The 19,378-nt window shown below is 61.3% G+C and carries 18 protein-coding genes and 1 pseudogene; 13 read left to right on the forward strand and 6 right to left on the reverse strand.

The window, feature by feature from the left end; translation table 11 throughout:
* Window positions 1-71 precede the first annotated feature (71 nt).
* From AMK05_RS13355 to AMK05_RS13370, 5 genes are all read left to right on the forward strand, one after another.
* On the forward strand, window positions 72-1,286 hold the full coding sequence (locus AMK05_RS13355) for an argininosuccinate synthase (RefSeq protein ID WP_064839109.1): 1,215 nt from the start codon (window positions 72-74) through the stop codon (window positions 1,284-1,286).
* A 190-nt stretch (window positions 1,287-1,476) separates the two neighbouring features.
* Window positions 1,477-1,650: a hypothetical protein gene (locus AMK05_RS35225; RefSeq protein WP_171899784.1), complete on the forward strand. Its 174-nt coding sequence runs from the start codon at window positions 1,477-1,479 to the stop codon at window positions 1,648-1,650.
* 167 nt (window positions 1,651-1,817) lie between these two features.
* The gene (gene ubiA / locus AMK05_RS13360; protein ID WP_064839112.1) at window positions 1,818-2,732 is read left to right on the forward strand and encodes a 4-hydroxybenzoate octaprenyltransferase; all 915 of its coding nucleotides are present in this window, start codon (window positions 1,818-1,820) and stop codon (window positions 2,730-2,732) included.
* A gap of 22 nt (window positions 2,733-2,754) precedes the next feature.
* Entirely contained in the window at window positions 2,755-3,531 is a 777-nt protein-coding gene (locus AMK05_RS13365; protein WP_064839114.1) for a phosphodiester glycosidase family protein, read from the forward strand.
* A 114-nt stretch (window positions 3,532-3,645) separates the two neighbouring features.
* Window positions 3,646-4,260, forward strand: a complete 615-nt coding sequence (locus AMK05_RS13370; RefSeq protein ID WP_064839116.1) for a LysE family transporter — start codon at window positions 3,646-3,648, stop codon at window positions 4,258-4,260.
* Window positions 4,261-4,288: 28 nt separating this feature from the next.
* Here the strand turns inward: AMK05_RS13370 and AMK05_RS13375 are convergent.
* A pseudogene (locus AMK05_RS13375) lies at window positions 4,289-6,165 on the reverse strand (ABC transporter ATP-binding protein).
* Between the two features lie 229 nt (window positions 6,166-6,394).
* Here AMK05_RS13375 and AMK05_RS13380 point away from each other — a divergent pair.
* On the forward strand, window positions 6,395-6,796 hold the full coding sequence (locus tag AMK05_RS13380; protein ID WP_064839118.1) for a GFA family protein: 402 nt from the start codon (window positions 6,395-6,397) through the stop codon (window positions 6,794-6,796).
* 33 nt (window positions 6,797-6,829) lie between these two features.
* On the opposite strand, the gene AMK05_RS13385 is transcribed toward AMK05_RS13380, so the two are convergent.
* On the reverse strand, window positions 6,830-7,303 hold the full coding sequence (locus tag AMK05_RS13385) for a VOC family protein (protein ID WP_064841369.1): 474 nt from the start codon (window positions 7,301-7,303) through the stop codon (window positions 6,830-6,832).
* 261 nt (window positions 7,304-7,564) lie between these two features.
* On the opposite strand from AMK05_RS13385, the gene AMK05_RS13390 reads away from it, so the two are divergent.
* The 3 genes from AMK05_RS13390 (at window position 7,565) to dapB (ending at window position 9,489) form a co-directional block, all read left to right on the forward strand.
* Window positions 7,565-8,167: a histidine phosphatase family protein gene (locus AMK05_RS13390; RefSeq protein ID WP_064839120.1), complete on the forward strand. Its 603-nt coding sequence runs from the start codon at window positions 7,565-7,567 to the stop codon at window positions 8,165-8,167.
* Between the two features lie 190 nt (window positions 8,168-8,357).
* Window positions 8,358-8,573: a hypothetical protein gene (locus tag AMK05_RS13395; RefSeq protein WP_064839122.1), complete on the forward strand. Its 216-nt coding sequence runs from the start codon at window positions 8,358-8,360 to the stop codon at window positions 8,571-8,573.
* Between the two features lie 145 nt (window positions 8,574-8,718).
* Window positions 8,719-9,489: a 4-hydroxy-tetrahydrodipicolinate reductase gene (gene dapB / locus AMK05_RS13400; RefSeq protein WP_064839125.1), complete on the forward strand. Its 771-nt coding sequence runs from the start codon at window positions 8,719-8,721 to the stop codon at window positions 9,487-9,489.
* A 171-nt stretch (window positions 9,490-9,660) separates the two neighbouring features.
* Here the strand turns inward: dapB and AMK05_RS13405 are convergent, their stop codons facing one another.
* Both AMK05_RS13405 and AMK05_RS13410 read right to left on the reverse strand, forming a co-directional pair.
* Window positions 9,661-10,593 carry an ornithine cyclodeaminase family protein gene (locus AMK05_RS13405; RefSeq protein WP_064839128.1) on the reverse strand — a complete coding sequence of 311 codons (933 nt, stop codon included), beginning with the start codon at window positions 10,591-10,593 and terminating at the stop codon, window positions 9,661-9,663.
* A 447-nt stretch (window positions 10,594-11,040) separates the two neighbouring features.
* On the reverse strand, window positions 11,041-11,547 hold the full coding sequence (locus AMK05_RS13410) for a GNAT family N-acetyltransferase (RefSeq protein WP_064839130.1): 507 nt from the start codon (window positions 11,545-11,547) through the stop codon (window positions 11,041-11,043).
* Between the two features lie 832 nt (window positions 11,548-12,379).
* Between AMK05_RS13410 and AMK05_RS35230 the strand changes: the two genes are divergently transcribed.
* From AMK05_RS35230 to AMK05_RS13425, 3 genes are all read left to right on the forward strand, one after another.
* The gene (locus AMK05_RS35230; RefSeq protein ID WP_171899785.1) at window positions 12,380-12,520 is read left to right on the forward strand and encodes a hypothetical protein; all 141 of its coding nucleotides are present in this window, start codon (window positions 12,380-12,382) and stop codon (window positions 12,518-12,520) included.
* Window positions 12,521-12,636: 116 nt separating this feature from the next.
* Window positions 12,637-14,040: a pyridoxal phosphate-dependent decarboxylase family protein gene (locus AMK05_RS13420; protein ID WP_064839135.1), complete on the forward strand. Its 1,404-nt coding sequence runs from the start codon at window positions 12,637-12,639 to the stop codon at window positions 14,038-14,040.
* 123 nt (window positions 14,041-14,163) lie between these two features.
* Window positions 14,164-14,949 (forward strand): class I SAM-dependent methyltransferase, encoded by a 786-nt coding sequence (locus tag AMK05_RS13425; protein WP_064839137.1) that lies wholly within the window; start codon window positions 14,164-14,166, stop codon window positions 14,947-14,949.
* A 73-nt stretch (window positions 14,950-15,022) separates the two neighbouring features.
* On the opposite strand, the gene AMK05_RS13430 is transcribed toward AMK05_RS13425, so the two are convergent.
* A complete protein-coding gene (locus AMK05_RS13430; RefSeq protein WP_064839139.1) occupies window positions 15,023-15,445 on the reverse strand; it encodes a TIGR02594 family protein in 423 nt (140 codons plus the stop codon).
* A 508-nt stretch (window positions 15,446-15,953) separates the two neighbouring features.
* Window positions 15,954-17,129 carry an MFS transporter gene (locus AMK05_RS13435; RefSeq protein ID WP_064839141.1) on the reverse strand — a complete coding sequence of 392 codons (1,176 nt, stop codon included), beginning with the start codon at window positions 17,127-17,129 and terminating at the stop codon, window positions 15,954-15,956.
* Between the two features lie 346 nt (window positions 17,130-17,475).
* On the opposite strand from AMK05_RS13435, the gene AMK05_RS13440 reads away from it, so the two are divergent.
* The gene (locus AMK05_RS13440; protein ID WP_064841370.1) at window positions 17,476-19,377 is read left to right on the forward strand and encodes a potassium transporter Kup; all 1,902 of its coding nucleotides are present in this window, start codon (window positions 17,476-17,478) and stop codon (window positions 19,375-19,377) included.
* The last annotated feature ends 1 nt before the right edge of the window (window position 19,378 follow it).

The following is a 19,378-nucleotide window of genomic DNA, read 5'->3' on the forward strand; positions in this document are numbered from 1 at the left end:
CACGCTTCGCAAGCTCATTGCGCGAGATATGACCTATCGTTCCACGCATCGATTTTTTGTGGAGATGGTTGATGACAGGACAGATAGATAAAATCGTGCTCGCTTATTCCGGCGGCCTGGATACCTCGATCATTCTCAAATGGCTGCAGGAGACCTACGGATGCGAGGTCGTGACCTTCACCGCCGATCTCGGCCAGGGCGACGAACTCGAGCCGGCGCGGGCGAAGGCGGCAATGTTGGGGGTCAAGGACATCCGTATCGTCGATCTGCGGGAGGAATTCGTCCGCGACTTCGTCTTTCCGATGCTACGCGCCAACACGCTCTATGAGGGGCAGTATCTCCTCGGCAGCTCCATCGCTCGGCCGCTGATCGCCAAGCATCTGGTCGCCATAGCCCGCCAGGTCGGCGCCGACGCCGTCGCCCATGGCTCCACAGGCAAAGGCAATGACCAGGTCCGCTTCGAGTTCGCCGTCAATGCACTTGATCCGTCGATCAAGGTCATCGCTCCCTGGCGCCAATGGAACATCCGCTCCCGCATGCAGCTTCTGGATTATGCCGAGATGCATCGGATCCCGGTGCCGAAGGACAAGCGCGGTGAAGCGCCCTTCTCGGTCGACGCCAACCTGCTGCACACCTCCACCGAAGGCAAGATCCTCGAAAATCCGGCCGAGATCGCGCCCGAATACGTCTATCAGCGCACGGTCGACCCCGTCGATGCTCCTGATACGCCCGAGACCGTCACCATCGGCTTCGAAAGCGGCGACCCGGTGTCCCTGAACGGCGAAGCGATGACGCCGGCCAGTTTGCTCACCGCGCTCAATAGCTTCGGCGGCCGGCACGGCATCGGGCGGCTCGACCTGGTCGAAAACCGCTTCATCGGCATGAAATCGCGAGGCGTCTACGAGACGCCGGGAGGAACGATCCTGCTTGCGGCCCATCGCGGCATTGAATCGATCACGCTCGATCGTGCCGCCGCACACCTGAAGGATGAGATCATGCCCCGTTACGCCGAGCTGATCTATAACGGCTTCTGGTTCTCTCCCGAGCGGGAAATGCTGCAGGCTCTGATCGACCGGAGCCAGCACTTCGTGAGCGGCGAAGTGACGCTAAGGCTCTACAAGGGAAGCGCTACGGTCATCTCCCGCACCTCGTCCTGCTCACTTTATTCCGCCGATCTCGTCACCTTCGAGGAAAGCTCCATCGCCTATGACCATCACGACGCCGAAGGCTTCATCAAGCTCAACGGGTTGCGGCTCAGGAGCTGGGCAGCCCGCAATGGCAGGTAAGCGCCAGCCCCGCGTCAGCCGGGCGCGCTCAACGTGCACAGGGGCGGAATCTCATTTCAAACGATTTTAAAAATCACCGCCGGAGAGTTAATCGATTTTAATTTTATCATTAAAATTTTCTTGTTGCAGCGCAAAAGAATTTAGACATTAATTTTCCCAGATGCACACTGTGTCTGTTGGAGGAACTCGCATGACTGTGACATTCCCGCTCACCGAGAAGCGCGATGCGGAGGCCTTATTGAAGCACCTGACGATGCACAAACTCAGCTATCCGGGAAACTGCGTCGTCTCGCTCAAGGCCTACGTCGCCCAAGTCTCATCCTATCACACGACGGCACTCGGCACCGCATTTACCGCTTGGTAGGGACCGAATCTCCTCCCAGGCGAGACGCGGCCGCGGCGGTTTATAAAAATCATCGAATGCCAGTCGGGCCGTTGCCGGACGTGCAAAAATTCCTATTCTGAGCGCCGCCGGTGGCGATGAAAAACTGAGTCATCCCGGTTATCACGGTAGGAATTTCAGATCACATCATGACCACGCTCAGCCGCCCCGATCTCAGCGATATCAACCATGGCGACTGGGTGGATCGCAGATTGCCGGCCGCATGCCGGCCATACACGCGGCTGGCGCGGCTCGATCGCCCGGTCGGAATATGGCTGACGCTTTTCCCATGCTGGGCTGCCCTCATCCGGGCGTCGCACGGTCTGCCGGGCCCCGGCGAGCTCGCCATCTTCTCTCTCGGCGCCTTGCTGATGAGAAGCGCCGGCTCCACGGTCAACGACATCGCCGATCGGAAGTTTGACGGCCATGTCGAGCGAACCCGCTTCCGGCCGCTTGCAAGCGGTGAGCTTGGCACACTACAAGCCTTCGTCTTTCTGGCCGTGGAACTCACAGCTGCGGCCGCGCTTCTGCTCTTCCTGACACCTTATGCACGCCTGGTGGCGATATCGGTTCTGCCGCTCGTCTTCCTCTATCCGCTCTGCAAGCGTTTCACCCATTGGCCCCAGGCCGTCCTGGGCGCGGCGTTCAATTGGGGAATGCTGATGGCATGGGCCGAGCTTGCAGGCCATATCCCGGCCGGCGCCGTTCTGATGTGGGCCGGGGCGATCGCCTGGCAGATCGGCTATGATACGGTCTATGCCTATGTCGACGTCAGCGATGACACCCGCCTCGGCTTGAAATCCACCGCGATCCTGTTTGGCCGGCACGGCAGGATGTGGATCGGCTTGTTCTATGCTCTGGCCGTTGGGGCTTGGTCGCTCGGGGGCTGGCTGTTGGAGATGTCGCCGCCTTATGTGACCGGAATGCTGGTGATCGCAGCCCACCTTGCCTGGCAGGTCGGGCGGATCGACCTCGCCCGCCCGGACCTCAATTATCGCCTTTTCCTCGCCAATATCCTGACAGGCGCGCTGCTGGCCGGCACGGCTTTATCAGGCACATGGTGAAAAGTTCGAGGACGCGACGCCCATGAGCTATCTGAAACAAGGCGTGCTTGCCGCGGCCATGATGCTGGCAGCAACGATGACATCCCCGCATCAAGCCCATGCCGAGCAATGTGAACAGCAGAGTTTTGAAGAGACGAAATACGTCATCTGCACCCTGGAAGCGGGAAAGGCCGACCTGCGCCTGTTCTGGAAGGGTGCCGATGGCGCACCGTACAGGACTTTTTCAAGCCTTGCCGAAGCCGTCCGTGCCGAGGGGAAGACGCTGGTGCTGGCCGTCAACGCCGGCATGTACCGGGCCGATTTTTCGCCGATGGGACTGTATGTCGAGAACGCCAGGGAATTGAAACCCGCCAATACCGCAAAGGCCGAAAGCTCCGCCGGCCAGGTGCCGAATTTCTACAAGAAGCCGAACGGCGTGTTCTTTCTGGCTGAAACCGGCGCCGGCATCCTTCCCACAGATGAATTTCTGAAGCGCGCGCCCAAGGTGCGGTTCGCCACCCAGTCCGGGCCGATGCTCGTCATCGCCGGCACGCTGAATCCGATCTTCATCCCCGGTTCGACCGATCGAACCCGGCGAAGCGGTGTCGGCGTCTGCGACACCGGCACGGTTCGCTTGGCGGTCAGCGAAGACGAGGTGAATTTCCACGATTTCGCGCGGCTCTTCCGCGATAATCTGAAATGCCCCGACGCCCTGTTTCTCGATGGCGGAAACGGTGTCGGGCTCTACTCCCCGGCAATCGGCCGCAACGACCGCTCCTGGCACGGCGGTTATGGCCCGATGCTCGGCGTGGTGGAATAGCGGAGGATGTGCTCTCATCAGGCCCACAATCAGCCGGCACCCTTTGCATTGAGCCGGACGTCGATATCGACCACAACCATAGTGATGGCTTGGCCAGCAAAACAGGAAAGCCGTATGAACTACATCGATTCACTCGCATTGCTCGTCAGCGTCTACATCGCCTCCCTCGTCAGCCCCGGACCGAATTTCATCATCGTCACCAACACAAGCATGACGGTATCCCGTGCTGCCGGGCTCTTTGCAGGTCTCGGACTTGCGATCGCATCCCTGACTTGGGCCCTCATGGCGATGGCGGGATTGGGTTTTCTGCTGAGCCATTTCGAATGGCTGCATATAGTGTTGCAGGTGGCCGGCGCGCTGTATCTGATCTGGCTGGGCCTGAAGATGATCCGCAACGCGTCCAGGCCCTTGAAGCCGACGGGACCGAGCGAAGTCACATGGCGCTCCGCCATGCGCCGCGCCTACATCGTCAGCATGACCAATCCGAAATCGGTGGCTTTCTTCGGCAGTATCTTTGCGCTCGTTATCCCGGCACACGCGCCCGCCTGGCTCTATTGCGTCATCGCGCTCACCTGCTTCCTTCTTTCAGCCCTCTGGTATTGCGGCCTGGCTTTCTTCTTTTCGAATCCGCGCATTTCCGCCGGTTTCCTGCGCTTTAAGGCCAGTATCGAGCGGGTAATGGGCGCCGCGCTGATCTTGATCGGCGGCCGTCTGCTCTTGGTTCGCTGACAGAATTTGACGTGCCGCGCTTCCTCGCTCAGGTCGCGGGTGAGGCCGGCAAGGGCTCGTCGATGTCTTCAGGAATGAAGCCGCCGGTCTGGCGTTTCCACAGGCGGGCAAACAGGCCGTCGCCTTCGACCAGCTCGTCCGGCCCTCCTGCACGATCCGCCCGTGATCGAGCACGACGATCCGGTCCATCCTGGCGATGGTCGACAGCCGGTGCGCGATGGCGATCACCGTCTTTCCCTCCATCACCAGGTTCAACCGCTCCTGGATGGCGGCTTCGGATTCGCTGTCGAGTGCGGAAGTCGCTTCGTCGAGCACCAGGATCGGCGCGTCCTTCAGCAGAACGCGGGCAATCGCCACGCGTTGCCGCTGGCCGCCGGACAGTTTGATGCCGCGGTCGACGACGAAGGCGTCGTAGCCCTTGCGGCCCTCGCTGTCGGTCAGATCGGCGATAAAGGCGTCGGCGCTCGCCATCTTCGTCACCCGTTCGATCTCATCCCGCGTCGCCTCCGGCCGGCCGTAGCGGATATTGTCGCCGACCGACCGGTGCAGCACGGCGACATCCTGCGCGATGACCCCGATCGCGCGGCGAAGACTGGACTGGGTGACGGTGCGGATATCCTGCCCGTCGATCAGAATCGCGCCGTCCTTGATGTCGTAGAAGCGCAGAAGCAGGTTTGCGAGCGTGGTCTTGCCGGCGCCGGAAAGGCCGACCAGGCCCACCTTCTCGCCGGGCCGGACCGTCAGCGACAGGTCGTCGATGACGGATTTGCCCGTCTTGTAGGCGAAGTGAAGGTTCTCGAAACGGATTTCACCGCGCTGAACGTCAAGCTCGGTCGCATCCGGCCGGTCGGTGATTGTCGGAGGCGTGGTCATGACGGGCATGGCGTCCTTGATCGTGCCGATCGCCTGGAAGATCTGCTGGCCCATCTGCAGGAAGACGAAGATCTGCGACGACAGCCGGTTGAGGATGTAGACCGCGCCGACAAACTCGCCGACCGTGAGGAAACCTTTGACAAGGCCGGAAAATCCGATCGACAGCATGGTCAGCCACAGCAGCGTGTTGAGAATGACGACCGTCACTTCCGACGAGCGATAGATACGCTGTTCGCTGTGCTGCGTCTGCACGGTCTTCTGGATGATGCGGCGGATGGCGCCGGCCTCGCTGTCTTCGGCCGCAAACTGCTTGATCACCTGCATGTTGGTATAAAGATCGGTGATGGCGCCGGCGACCAGGCTGCGCTGCTTGGCGGTGCGGCGTGAGCGCTCGACGAAAACAGGCACGACCCTGGCGGTGAATGCGATGTTGAGCGCGATCCAGACGACGACAGGCAGGGCAAGCTGCCAGGCGAGTGCGCTCAGCAGGATCACGGAGCCCACCAGTTGCATCAGGAAGCGCGGGATGGACTGGAAGCCGGCAAGGATCTGCTGCTGGACGGCGGAGGATACCTGCGAGAGGCGTGAGGCAACCTGGCCGGCATAGAGATCATGGAAGAAGGCAAGGTCTTGCCGCTCCACTGCCTTATGTCCCTGCCATTGAATGGCAGCCGGCATGCCGATGCCTAAAGTATGCGAGTTCAGCGTATTCAGCATGAACGACAGGATCGGCATGACCGGAAAGATCAGGAAGCCGAGAACGGTCAACAGCAGCCATTCATTGTGCAGGAAGGCGGCGGCGCCCTGTTGCGTCACGCCATCGACGATGACCGAAAGTCCCCAGACGATCGTCAGGTTGATCAACTCGAACACCATGGAACAAAGCGCAAGCGCGATCAGCACGCCGCGAAACATCGAGATGAAGTGCAGGAGCACCGTCACCGGACCTTTGGAAGGCAGCGGCCGGTAGGGAATGTCGAGCGGCCGGATCAACGTTTCGAAGGGACGGTAGATCGCATCGGAAATCGACATGGGCCGCTCGGATCAAAATTGGGAGGAAGCGTGGACTCGGGGCTACGCCACGTGGCATGGGATCATCTTTCGGCCGCCATCTCAACTAGAAATTTTACAGATCGGAAATATCGCCGAAACAGAGCCTGGCGCGGGTGGCAAAGGCGAGGCACTGGAAGCCTCAATTGCAGTCACCGCGCGATTGGGGCAGGATGCGCCCAGCGGAGACAGCAGGATCGAACGAACACTCATGCTGACGGGCTCATGTCATTGCGGCAAGGCAAGCTGGACGCTCGAAGGCGATCCCGGCTCAATCACCGCCTGCAACTGCACCCTCTGCCGCCGCTACGGCACCCTCTGGGCCTATGATTACGAAGGAGAGCGGATCGCTCTCAATGGGGAAACCGCCTCCTACACCCGCTCCGGCCGGGAAACCTCGTCCCTCGAAATCTTGTTCTGCCCATCCTGCGCCTGCGTCTTGAGCTGGCGTGGCCTGCGGCTTCAAAAGGATGGCCGCCGGCGCATGGCGGTCAACATGCGGCTTGCGCCGCCGGATCTCGTCGCCGACCTGCCCATCGATCACTTCGACGGCTTGGACACGTTCGAAGACCTGCCGTCCAAAGGGCGCTGCGTGCGCGACCTCTGGTTCTGACAGCCTGGCATCTCTTGGCTGCGGACCGGCGCCTCAGCCGCGCCGGGCGGCCTCGATTGCCGCGATATCGATCTTCCTCATCGTCATCATCGCATCGAAAGCACGCTTTGCCTCACCACCTCCTGCCGTCAGCGCTTCGGAGAGAACACGCGGCGTGATCTGCCAGGACACACCCCATTTGTCCTTGCACCAGCCACACTCGCTTTCCTGGCCGCCATTGCCGACGATGGCGTTCCAGTAGCGATCGGTTTCTTCCTGATCGTCGGTGGCGATCTGGAACGAGAAGGCTTCGCTGTGTTTGAATGCAGGGCCACCATTCAGGCCGATGCAGGCAACACCCGCCACGGTAAATTCAACGACCAGCACGTCTCCCTGCTTGCCATCCGGATAATCTCCCGGTGCCCGAATGACGGCGCCGACCGCACTGTCGGGAAACGTCGCCGCATAAAAGCGGGCCGCCGCTTCGGCGTCTTTGTCATACCATACGCAGATCGTGTTCTTTGCCATTGCGCGGGTCCTTTCGCTCTTCGGTTCGGATTCCTCCCTGAAATAAGAGGCAAACCGTCTTTCTCCAGCCCGCATAAACAATTTCCCGGTGGCGATCACCGCGTGCTGCCAAATGACCCCAAAGCGCCGGTTACAGAAGACCGGGCTCGGATGGGTCGCGCAATTGCGGTCATAATCGGTCTGTAGCATGAGTTGTTACAACCGCCCTCTTCGGTTCAACAGACCTGCACTTGTTGCATTGACCGGCCTGGAAAAACGCTGATGATTTACCTGCTTCGCCACGGCGAGACCTTTTGGAACAGCTTGGGCCGCTTCCAAGGCCAGAAAGATTCACCGCTGACGGAACGCGGTGTCGAACAGGCCAAACAGGCTGCGAAGCTGTTGAAAGAGGAACTTGCAGGGGGTGCGCAGTCATTCCAACTCCACGTCAGCCCGCTAGGCCGCACCCGGGAGACTGCGGCTCGCGTGAAACGGATATTGCCACTGGCGGCCCGTCTGGAACCACGGTTGATGGAGGTGACCATCGGCTCTTGGGACGGCATGACCGAGTTCGAAATCGACAACGAGTTTCCAGGAATGCTGGACGGATCCGACGCCTTCGATTGGTATTTCAAATCTCCCGACGGGGAAGGCTTCGATGCTGCCTGTGCCCGGGCGAAGGACTGGCTCGCAGCCTTACATGGACCGACAGTTGCGATTTCTCACGGGCTGTTTGGCAGATTGGTCCGCGGTGTCTATTGCGGCCTTTCAAAGCGGGAAATGCTGGAGCTACCCGTTCCCCAGGACGGGTTCTATCGCCTTTGCGACGGTAAGTTCACTCTGGTAAGCGCTTCGGCCGATGCGATATCCAACGTCGTTGCATAACAAGGGTTCATGCTTGGATGAGGCGGTGCGGCACCACTGGCGAGGTCGACACAGACTCATAAAAACAAAGACCTGAAGCCGTCGCATGAATCAAAATCTAAGCGGCACGCTTTTTGTGTCCTTGCCACTAAACTCGTGTCAAACTGCGCAAGCTGCGCATCGCCTGCGCGCCGATCGAAAGGGCCGAACCATGCATAAATTCACCGTTACCCTCACCCGGGAGATCGAGGCCGATACCGCCGAGGAGGCCGCGCTGCTCCTCTATCAGGAACTATCAAAAGAACCGCTCCCCGACCGCTACGCGGTCGCCGACGAGACAGGGGTGACCATGGAGGTGAAGCTGGATCGGGAAAAGGCGGATGAATTCGCCAGCATCGACCACACCGCTGACCCCGGCAACTGGTAAGGGAGCCAGACGTTCACGAGGACGGCCGGAGAGATCCCCGCTTTGCACCGGGAGCGGAAGTGCGGTAGTTGCAGATCCCTTTCTTCGGCGCGAACGCCGGATGAAAACAGCCCCTCCATCGGCAATATCGCAGCAAGGAAAGACTGTGACATCACCAATCAAAATAGCGGTCGCCGGCGCGAACGGCCACATGGGTCGCGCCATCCTGCCGCTGCTGGCCGCCGATCCGGCTTTTGCGGTCGTCGGCGGGATCGGTCGTCCCGGTTCCATCGGTAAAGGGCTGATCGACCGTTCGGCCGCGATCGCGGCCGCCGACGTGATCCTGGATTTCACCACCGGACGTGCCGCCGCCGAACTTGCCGGCTTGTGCGCTTCGGCCGGCGGACCGGCCCTGGTGATCGGGGCGACGGGCTTCGAGCCGGATGAGCTGGAGCGGATCGCAGAGGCCGCCCGGACGATTCCGATCCTCCGCTCCGGCAATTTCTCCATCGGCCTCAACATGCTGCTCGGCTTGGTGGCCCAAGCCGCCCGCGCCCTTCCCGCGCAGGGCTGGGATATCGAAATTCTCGAAGCCCACCATAACAGGAAGATCGACGCACCATCCGGCACGGCGCTGATGCTCGGTGAAGCCGCCGCCGAGGGCCGCGGCGTTTCCCTGGCCTCCGTCGAGCGGCGCGGGCGCGACGGCATCACCGGCGAGCGTCCGCCCGGCGAAATCGGCTTCGCCGTCCTGCGCGCCGGTGGGCTGGTCGGAGAACACAGCGTGCTCTTTGCCGCCGCCGAGGAAGTCGTGACGCTTTCACATTCGGCTCTCGATCGCGGCATGTTTGCCCGCGGCGCCCTTGCCGCCGCCCGCTGGATCGCGGGACGCGCACCCGGCGAATACGGCATGCGGGATGTCCTGGGTCTAGGGTGATAAGGGGTATGAACGGCTACTGTTAGGTCGCCGCTCGCGCCCCCAAGAGAGCCTCATCCTGAGGTGCCCCTAAGGGGCTTCGAAGGACGAGGCCGGTGCTCCGGCGGCTGACGAATCTCAACGACAACCGACATCAAAACAAAAGCTTAAAGCTTGTCCTTGAATCAAATCCTACGCCGTCGCCCCCAGCCTATCGAGGATTGCCGAAGCGACGACGACTTCGGTTCCCGCGAGGCCGACCGAGCAAAACAGCGTCGTCTCCCCGGACGATCCTCGCCCGGCCGCCTTCCCGGCAATGATGTCGGCAAGGTCGGCCATGCGAGCCTCGTTGCCGGAGCCGGCGAGAAAAAAGGGGGACGCGTAAGCGCGGGTCTGCTCGGGGGAATCCGTCGCGATCACCGCCGCGGCATCGGCGACATCAAAGCCGAGTTCGTATCCCTGAAGCGTTTTCGGGCCGACGGTGTTGACGTGCACGCCGGGCTTCAGATCACGCGCATGGATGACGGGCGTTCGGCTCGTCGTCGCGCAGATGACGATGTCGGCGTCATCGACGGCTTCCGACACGCTGCCGACAGGCTCCACCTCCAGCCCCAGGGCGTGCTGCATCTCGCTTGCGAAGGCGGCGCGATTTGTCTCGTCACGGCTGTAGACGCGGGCGCGGTCGAGCTTTCGAACGGCGGCGGCCGCGGCAAGCTGGGTTCGCGCTTGCGCTCCGCTGCCGAGGATGCCGACGACCCTGGCGCTGGGCGCGCTGAGATAGCGAACGGCGAGGCCTCCGATAGCACCGGTCCTGAGGTTGCCGAGGCGTTCCCCGAGAATGATGCCCTTCAGCCTGGCGTCGTCGGCCGACCATACCGCGACGATCTGCGAATGCTCCGCCCCTTCGAATGTTTCGTACACGCGGAAACCCGCGAGCGGTTTGTCGCCAAGGATACCGCCGACTGTGAAGACGAGATCACCTCGATCGGCAAAGGACACATGATGTCGGGGCGGAGAAACCAGCCGATTGCCGGCTCTCGCGAGAAAAGCGGTCTCGGGCGCGTCGATCGCCACGCCCATTAACGCGTTGCCGGCCAGATCCTCGTCCCTCAGAATTTTTGTCACGGCAAACCTCCAGCTTAGAGTCTTTCCTGGTCAGATTGAAGCATTCTGCCGGAGCAGGTTTTCCTCAGGGCAGAGGCGATTGGCGACGGGCATACCCCCAGGTACGTCCCAGCCGATCGCCTCTGCCTTGGCGGAAAGATGCCCGGCCCACCGGCCGCACCGCTTCGCCACGGCGAAGCGATCAGTGCGTCCGGCGATTCCCAAGTCTTGCAGATTTGCCTGGCAAATCTGCGGGAGGGTTGGCTGAAACGGGCCGGCTGATCGACCGGCCGGCTTGGCCGTAGAGCTGGGCTACGACGCGCGCCGGCCGGTCGACCATCCGACTCCGTTTGAGCCAACAGAATGCTTCAATCTAACCAGGAAAGGCTCTAGTGCCGGCATCCTGCGACCCCAACCGCGCTTGAGGTCAATAGAGGAGAGCGGTTGCGCCAAAATTCCGCGTGAGGCCTAATCGACCAATCGGCGGGCCATGATAACGTCGTCGATCTCCCTGCCCTCTTCCAGAACCCCGGCAGGAATCCTGCCGACCTCGGAGAAACCCTGCCGTTGATAAAACCGGATGGCCGCCGGGTTCTCCGCGCTGACGAAGAGTTCCAACTGCCGGATGCCGATATGGCGCGCATGATCGGAGACGACGTCGAGCAGCCTCCCGGCAAGACCGGTGCCGCGCAGGCTCTTTGCGATATAGACCATGATGATCGTCGCGCGATGGGCCATCTTGCTCGACCGCTGCCGCAACAGGCCCATTATGCCGACAGGCTCATTATCCTGAAACGCAATGAAAACCGGCTCGCTCAGGCGGCTGCGCCACTCCGCGAGGGAAAGAACCGCCCAGTCTTCGTAGCGGCTAGCAAAGGAGGAAGGTTCTGTGCGAAGCGCTTCCAAACGGATGCGCCGGAAAGCCTCCGCCTCGCCGGCCTGGATGTGCCTGATCGTCACGCCGCTTGCATCCATTCGGGAAACCTCCTGGGATATCTCCGCTATCGTCATTGCAGAGAGCTCCGGCCGATGCAAGCGGAGGTGGCGGATTCGATTCCAACTATGCTAGCGGACGATTTGAGGGAAGGCTTGCCTCCTTCATCCCTGCCCTCGGGCTTCGACCCGAGGGATGTCGCAGGGATCCAGCGCGTCCAGGTCCTTGGGCGAGGGAGACTCTTCCCTTGAGCTAGTATGAGGCATGCCCGAGGACAGGAGTGAAGGAGGAAAGGGGCTCCCTCAACGTCTCGCGCCGGCCCCCTGCAATTAGTGCGCCGGAGTTCCCACCCGACCGCCTTTCCGGACGCCCGTTTCGGACGGCCCGACGGTCGGTTGGTTCGTCGGCCGGAGGTCCCATTGATCGGGCGGCCGCACGGCTGGTGGGTTGGTCGCCGGCTCAGGTGTCGAGCCTACAACCAGGTCATCAGGTTGGTCGCTCGCCCCCGTCGCCGAACCATCAGTCGACCACTCGGTCGTTTGGTCGCCCGGCTTGTCCATCGTGAAGGGCGCAATCTGATGGATAATAACGAGAAAAATTATCCCGACCATCATGCACGCCAGCGTATAGAGAACGAAATATTTCAGTGCATATCCCTCGCTGATTGGCAGAGCGTCCTTGACAGCGGCGCGAATGATATTTCCGCATCATTGAACGATACTTAGAGAGAAGGCAATAGATTTTAGACAAGACCAATAAAATTCAGAATTCAACGGCGCCATATAATGTAGTTATTGGCGAGTTTCAGGAAATATCTCCCGTACTGCTCGATTTATCTTGGTCATCCCGGTAAAGGCGAGATGCGCGTCGACGATGGCTGTCGCAGGCTTCCGACCGGAAACCGTCAATGCGCCGCTGGAGCCCACCCAATTTCACATCCATGCCGCCCTCCCCAAGGCGGTCATGCTGGATGCCGGCGCGGTGCCTAGTGCCGCAAGGGTCAGCGGCGCCTAGGATAGATCTTATGTTTTCCCGCCAAGACAGCGTCGGCAATATCGGCTAGACTGCCTGCACCGACAGCTTGCATCGAGGGGCCTCCAGGGCGAACGGTCGGCGGCAGGGGGATCCCGATGTCGGCAATTTCATCTCTGTTTCAGGAAGCCGCCCGGCTTGCGGCGGGGTTTCGGCAGGCAGTGCCTTCCCGCCATACGCCCGCTCACAACTACGCAACCTCGCTTGCCTCCTTTGACGAGCAACTGCCGGCGGCCGGCTCTGACATGCTTGACGTTATCAGGCAGTTGGCAAATGACGCCGAACCTGGGCTGCATGCAACCACCGGCCCACGCTTCTTCGGCTGGGTCATCGGCGGCTCCCATCCCGTCGGCGTCGCAGCAGATTTTCTCACCAGCGCCTGGGGCCAGAATGCCGGAAACCATACCGCTGCCCCGGCCGCAGCCGCCGTCGAGACTGTCGCTGCGAGATGGCTTCTGGATCTTCTGAAGCTGCCGGCCGAATGCTCGGTCGGCTTCGTCACGGGCGCGACGGTCGCGAATTTCACCTGTCTTGCCGCCGCGCGCGGCGAGGTGCTGCACCAAGCCGGCTGGGATGCCGATGCCAACGGCCTGTTCGGGGCGCCCGAGATCACCGTGCTGATCGGTGACGACGCCCACACGACGGTGTTCTCCGCGCTGCAATTCCTGGGCCTCGGCCATGATCGCGTGCTGCGCGTGCGCACCGATCCGGTGGGACGGATAGACCCGGCCGCGCTGGCGGACGCGCTCGAGAGGGTATCCGGTCCGGCCATCGCCATTCTCCAGGCGGGGCAGATCAATACCGGCGCATTCGACAATTTCGCCGCCATTATTCCGCTGTTGAAGGCGAAGCGCGCCTGGGTGCATATCGACGGCGCCTTCGGCCTCTGGGCGCAGGCGTCGGTGAAGACCAGCCATCTCAGCCGCGGCATCGAAGCCGCCGACAGCTGGGCGACCGACGGTCACAAATGGCTGCAGACGCCCTATGATTGCGGCTATGCGATCGTCCGCAACGAAATCGCTCATCGCCGCGCCATGACGATCGCCGCAAGCTATCTGCCGCTCGCCGGCGAAGGTGAACGCGATCCTTCCCATTACGTGCCGGAGCTATCAAGGAGGGCGCGCGGCTTTGCCACCTGGGCGATGCTGAAACATCTCGGCCGCGACGGTGTGGCCGCCCTCATCGACCAGTGCTGCGCCTCGGCGCGGCTGGCAGCCGACCTGCTCGCCCGCGAACCCGGCATCGCCATTCTGAACGAGGTCACACTGAACCAGCTCGTCATCCGCTTCGGAGCCAGCCGCCCGGATGAAGAAGGCGATGCCCTCACCCGAAAGACGATCGAAAGGATCCAGGCGGACGGCCTGATCTTCGCTGGCGGCGCCAAATGGCACGGCCGCGACGTGCTGCGCCTCTCCGTCACCAATTTCCAGACGACATCGGATCAGGCGGAACTGGCGGTGGAGAGCATCATTGCCGCATTCAGGAGCGTCGACCGGGGGTGATACTTCCGTTGCGGCGCATCAAGTCCCCTGCATTCTACGAGGTGCGGCGTGGACGTTCTTGCTCCAATCTCCCGCTGCGACTATAGCTCCCCGCCCATTCCGATCGCGCAGAGGAGCAGAGCCATGAAAGCCAGCGACGTCGCCGCCCATTGGGAGAGCAATGCCGAGACCTGGACGATTTATAGCCGGGCCGGCTACGACAAATATCGCGACGCGCTAAATACGCCGGCCTTTCTCGAGATGCTGCCGCCGGTCGCTGGCCTTGCCGGGCTCGACCTCGGTTGCGGCGAAGGCTCGAATACCCGCGCCGTCGCCCGTCTCGGCGCCCGCATGACCGGCCTCGACATCGCGCCGACCTTCATTCGTTATGCCCGCGAGACCGAGATGCAGGTGCCGCTCGGCATCGATTACATCCTCGGCGACGGCCAATGCATTGATTTCCCGGAAGCGAATTTCGATTTCGTCACCGCCTTCATGTCGATGATGGACATGGCCGACCAGCGCCAGGTGCTGAAGGGCATCCACCACGTCCTGAAACCCGGCGGCTTCCTGCAATTTTCCATCCTTCATCCGTGTTTCATGCCGCCGACGCGCCGCAATATCCGCAACGAGGCCGGCGAGCGGGTTGCGGTAGAGATCGCCGACTATTTCGACGAGAGCGACGGCCAGATCGAGCGCTGGATCTTTTCCTCCATCCCCCAAGCGGAGCGGGAGATGCTGACGCCCTTTGCCATCCCGCGCTTTCACCGGACGCTGTCGACCTGGGTTTCGATGATCGTCGACGCGGGGCTGACGATAGAGGCCTTCGGTGAGCCGACCGCGTCTCCGGAGCTGGCAAAGGCCGAGCCTGTCGTCGCCGACACCCGCATCGCGCCAATCTTCCTGCATATCAGGGCGCGCAAACTCTAAACGCGCCGCGATCGAAGGAAGGACGCTCTTAAAGTACGGTGGCGAAATCAGCGTCGCAGAGGCCGAGCCGGCATCATCGTCGCACCGCCACGACTGAGCTAGCGCGATACCTGGAGAGTTGCACCCGGTTGGATTGATTGCCGCCGAACAGGTAGACATATTGCCGGCGTTGGTCGATGTGATCGAAAAGGCTGACGTGAAAGCGCCTGCCAGTGCGGATCACCACGACATCCCCTCGCCTGGCGGCGCCGAAGAACACCGGCTTGCCGAACTTCCTCCAGGACACCGCCATGTTGGGGTTGGGCGGCGGCTGTCGCGAAGATCGCTTGGCGACAAAGGCCAGGAAGGCCCCGCACCACGATACCTTGCGGGGATTGATGCTCAGGAAGGAGATAGAGCGTTCGTGCATGCTCTTGTACTTCGATGCCGTGCCCAGCATGTCCGCCTCACAGGGCACGGCAAGCACCGTGAGGACGATGACGAGAATAACCTTCATAGTTACCCACCATTGTTTGTATAACGCTGAAAATTCCGAAATGTGGCGAAGAATAAAACAGGCGCGGCAACGTAGAGGTCAATTATGGCGTGATTTAGAAGCAACTAATACTGGCATTTTGGCGGCGAAAATTGGTCCGAAGCAAGGCGCGAAACCGCTGCTGGCAGGCCTGGTTCGCGGCCGGATACGGCCACCACAAACCCTCCGAACCCCATGTTTTGTCGGCCAGACAGGCTAGAACTTCGTCATCCAATCCAGGTTCCTTCTGGGTAGGACGGACCGCACCCGCAAGTGATTGAGCAACAAGTTCATTCACCAAAAAGTTGACAGCAGCGAGCGAGCCCGGCCATCACCTATACGAGCTATATTTAGGATAGCCGTAGTAATACTTGGTTTCGACGAGAAATACATCACGCCAGCGCCTATTCAACGGCCAAAGCTGATGGTCCACCATCCCAACGGTTGCGGAGATGGACGATGCCGAACGGCAGACGGCCGGCGCAGCGGGTCAACCGTGTGGTTGTACCGGCTCGGGCTGATCTGCAGTCGGAGCAGGATCGGCGGCAAGCGCCCTGGTAACCAGAAGCGCCGCGGCGAGAACGGGGACGACCGCCCAGTAGGAAAAACGGATGCCGACGTGTTCGGCAACGAATCCGAGCAGTGGCGGCCCGGCGAAAAACACGAGAAACGTCGTCTGCCCGAGTGCTGCAACGCTGACCGGCGCGGGTCGATCCGTGCGTCGGGCCGCAGCCGAGATGACAAGCGGATAGACCGAGGAGCAGCCGACCCCCGTCAGGCCGAAGCCGGCGAGCGCGACAAAAGGGTGCGTTGCCGTCGCAACCATCACCACACCGATGGCCGTGATGCCAAGAAGAGTTATTGCCACCGGGCGCGGATTGAAGCGGTCGACGACGGGATCCATGCCGAGCCGTCCGATGGCGATCAGCAGGGAGAAGATGGTCACGCCGAGCCCGCCGACGAATGGTTCGACCGCAAAGACGTCCCGCATATAGATCGCCGACCAATCGACGCTTGCGCCTTCGGCCAGAAGCGGAGCTGCGCCGACGAGGCAAAGGGGCAGCAGCCCGAGGGTAGGAAAGGCGACAAGCGGAGCATGTCCGGGGTGAGCGTCGCGCCGCTTGGGGGCATTCTCGATCCTGGAGAAGACAATCGACCCGGCAATCAAGACAATCATGAGGGTGATGAAGATATGCAGTTCGATGGAGACGGCAGCCTGCCGCATGACGGCGGCAACAAGGGCGGTGAGGCAGAAGCCGAGGCTCCACATGCCGTGAGCGCGGCTCATGATGCGGTATCCGAGCAGCGCCTCATGGCGATCGGTTTCGATATTGGCGTTGATCTCGAATGCCCCGGTGAAAATACCGGCAATGAAGAACAACGGCACCGCCAGCGAAGCGGAAGGCATCCAAGGGATCAGCGCCAAGAACAGCGAGGCGCCGAAGACAGTGACGAAGGCGGTTCTGCGCGCACCGAGCCTCTCGATCAACCTCGCCGAGAAGGTCAGCCCGCAGAGAACCCCTAAGGACAAGACGGCGAGCAAAAGGCCGAGTTCTCCTTCAGCAAGGCTGAATTTGCGTTGAAGGTCGGGCAGCCGCGAAAGAAAGGCACCGACGGAAAGGGCCACGGCAAATTGAATGAAGAAAATGCGATGATGCGGCTTCATCTCGGGACTTGCTCCGATTGGTGGGATTGAAGCCCAGGCATCCGGGCGGCATAGCCGGACATTCTGACGAAATGGCGACTGGGCCCAAAATCGCCGGCTCCCGGTTATCTCCCACCGTTGCTGACAGTTCCTGTCAGCATGTGGGCGCCGCCGGCCGGTTCATAAGCGTTGACGGCTCACCAGAAGCAGTCGCCGGTGCACCCGCTCTGTGATCCCACGCGGGGATACTGCCCTCCTTATCCCGCCTCCACCCCTCACAAAAAATTCGCATCCACATCAATTTACTTGCCGTTCTGCAATGCGGCATATGTTTGTGTTCATGGCCAGGTGGCATGAGTGGGGAATCATGACGTCAACACATGCAGACAAGACGGGTGAAGCTGCCAGCCGAAAGGGCTTTGCCGGGCTGGTTGTCGGCGCGATCGGCGTCGTCTATGGCGATATCGGCACCAGCCCGCTCTATGCCCTTCGTGAGGCGCTGAGGCCCTTTGCCGCCGACGGCGTGCACGAGGCCGAGGTCATCGGGCTCATTTCGCTGATGGTCTGGACGCTGACGATCATTGTGACCTTCAAATATGTACTCTTCCTTCTCAGGGCGGACAATGACGGCGAAGGCGGCACGCTTTCGCTTCTCGCCCTCCTGATGAAAAAAATGGGGCGAAACGTACCCGTGCTCTTCTTCGCCGGCCTGATCGGAGCGGCTCTCTTCATCGGCGATGCGATGATCACGCCTGCCCTGTCGGTCATGTCGGCGCTCGAAGGCCTGAAGCTGGTCACCCCGGCCTTTGCGGACTATGTCCCGCTCGCCTCGGCGGCGATCATGATCGTTCTGTTTGGTGTCCAGTCGCGGGGAACGGCTGCCGTCTCGATGTTTTTCGGGCCGATCACGGTATTGTGGTTTCTGGCCATGGCGGCGGGCGGTCTGATCCATATCGGTGACGACTGGACGATTCTGGAGGCGCTCAATCCGGTCAATGCATTCCTGTTCCTCACCCATGCCGGCACTATCGGCCTCATCGTGCTCGGCGCCGTCTTTCTGACCGTCACCGGCTGCGAAGCGCTCTATGCCGATCTCGGGCATTTCGGGCGCCGCCCGATCCAGACGGCATGGTTCGTGCTCGTCTTTCCGGCATTGCTCCTCAACTATCTCGGACAAGGCGCGCTCGTTCTCGCCCATCCCGAAACGGCTGCCAACCCATTCTTTCTGATGTATCCTGATTGGGCCTTGCTGCCGGTGGTTCTGCTGGCGACGATGGCGACGATCATCGCCAGCCAGGCTGTCATAACAGGTGCGTTTTCGCTGGCCCGCTCGGCGGTTCACCTCGGCTTCCTGCCGCGGCTGCGGATCAAGTTCACGTCGGAGACCAACACCGGCCAGATCTATGTGCCGAGCGTCAATCTTCTCCTGCTGGTCGGCGTCTTGATGCTGATCTTTTCTTTCGGCGACTCCGAGTCGCTGGCGACGGCCTACGGCATCTCGGTGACCGGAACCATGGTCATCTCGACCATGCTGGTCTTCCAGTTCCTCCGCGCCGTCTGGGGCTACTCCCTCGTGCTCGCCGCTGCCCTGCTGCTGCCACTCTTCATCATCGAAGTCCTGTTCCTGGCGGCCAACCTCTTGAAGATCTACGATGGCGGCTGGGTTCCGGTCGCCCTTGCGCTGGCGATCATGATCCTGATGTGGACATGGACCCGCGGGCAGGCCTATTTGAAGAGACTGCGCGCCAACAATGAGATCCCGCTCGATTCCTTCATCAGATCGATCGAGCGAAAGTCAGACCATTCGCCGGTCACCGTTCCGGGAACGGCAGTCTTCCTGACCAGCGTCCCGGACCGGACGCCGAACGTTCTGCTCCACAATCTCAAGCACAACCACGTGCTCCACGAACAGAACGTCATCCTGACCGTCTGGACCGAAGACGAACCCTATGTCCCCGATAACAGGCGCATCAAGATCAGCCAGCTCTCGCCGCGCTTCGTGCGCCTTGACCTCACCTTCGGATTCATGGACGACCCTGATGTCACCAGGGCGCTGGCGCTCTGCCGGGAGGGAGGCTTCAAGTTCGAGATCATGAAGACCTCCTTCTATCTCGGCCGCCGGAACCTCGTGAGGACGCCGAACACCGGCCTGCCCGGCTGGCAGGAGCGCATATTCATGGCATTGGAAGGCTTGGCGATCGATCCTTCCGATTACTTCAACCTGCCGTCAAACCGCGTCGTCGAACTCGGCGAACAGATTGCGATTTAAT

Source organism: Rhizobium sp. N324 (assembly GCF_001664485.1).
GTDB lineage: Bacteria > Pseudomonadota > Alphaproteobacteria > Rhizobiales > Rhizobiaceae > Rhizobium.

Coding starts and splice junctions, on each gene's coding strand:
- AMK05_RS13355 (WP_064839109.1), top strand. CDS start 72: ATGACAGGACAGATAGATAAAATCGTGCTCGCTTATTCCGGCGGCCTG.
- AMK05_RS13380 (WP_064839118.1), top strand. CDS start 6,395: ATGCTGACGGGCTCATGTCATTGCGGCAAGGCAAGCTGGACGCTCGAA.
- AMK05_RS13390 (WP_064839120.1), top strand. CDS start 7,565: ATGATTTACCTGCTTCGCCACGGCGAGACCTTTTGGAACAGCTTGGGC.
- ubiA (WP_064839112.1), top strand. CDS start 1,818: ATGACCACGCTCAGCCGCCCCGATCTCAGCGATATCAACCATGGCGAC.
- AMK05_RS13435 (WP_064839141.1), bottom strand. CDS start 17,129: ATGAAGCCGCATCATCGCATTTTCTTCATTCAATTTGCCGTGGCCCTT.
- AMK05_RS35225 (WP_171899784.1), top strand. CDS start 1,477: ATGACTGTGACATTCCCGCTCACCGAGAAGCGCGATGCGGAGGCCTTA.
- AMK05_RS13410 (WP_064839130.1), bottom strand. CDS start 11,547: ATGGATGCAAGCGGCGTGACGATCAGGCACATCCAGGCCGGCGAGGCG.
- AMK05_RS13430 (WP_064839139.1), bottom strand. CDS start 15,445: ATGAAGGTTATTCTCGTCATCGTCCTCACGGTGCTTGCCGTGCCCTGT.
- AMK05_RS13420 (WP_064839135.1), top strand. CDS start 12,637: ATGTCGGCAATTTCATCTCTGTTTCAGGAAGCCGCCCGGCTTGCGGCG.
- AMK05_RS13425 (WP_064839137.1), top strand. CDS start 14,164: ATGAAAGCCAGCGACGTCGCCGCCCATTGGGAGAGCAATGCCGAGACC.
- AMK05_RS13365 (WP_064839114.1), top strand. CDS start 2,755: ATGAGCTATCTGAAACAAGGCGTGCTTGCCGCGGCCATGATGCTGGCA.
- AMK05_RS13395 (WP_064839122.1), top strand. CDS start 8,358: ATGCATAAATTCACCGTTACCCTCACCCGGGAGATCGAGGCCGATACC.
- AMK05_RS13440 (WP_064841370.1), top strand. CDS start 17,476: ATGACGTCAACACATGCAGACAAGACGGGTGAAGCTGCCAGCCGAAAG.
- AMK05_RS13370 (WP_064839116.1), top strand. CDS start 3,646: ATGAACTACATCGATTCACTCGCATTGCTCGTCAGCGTCTACATCGCC.
- AMK05_RS13385 (WP_064841369.1), bottom strand. CDS start 7,303: ATGGCAAAGAACACGATCTGCGTATGGTATGACAAAGACGCCGAAGCG.
- AMK05_RS35230 (WP_171899785.1), top strand. CDS start 12,380: ATGGCTGTCGCAGGCTTCCGACCGGAAACCGTCAATGCGCCGCTGGAG.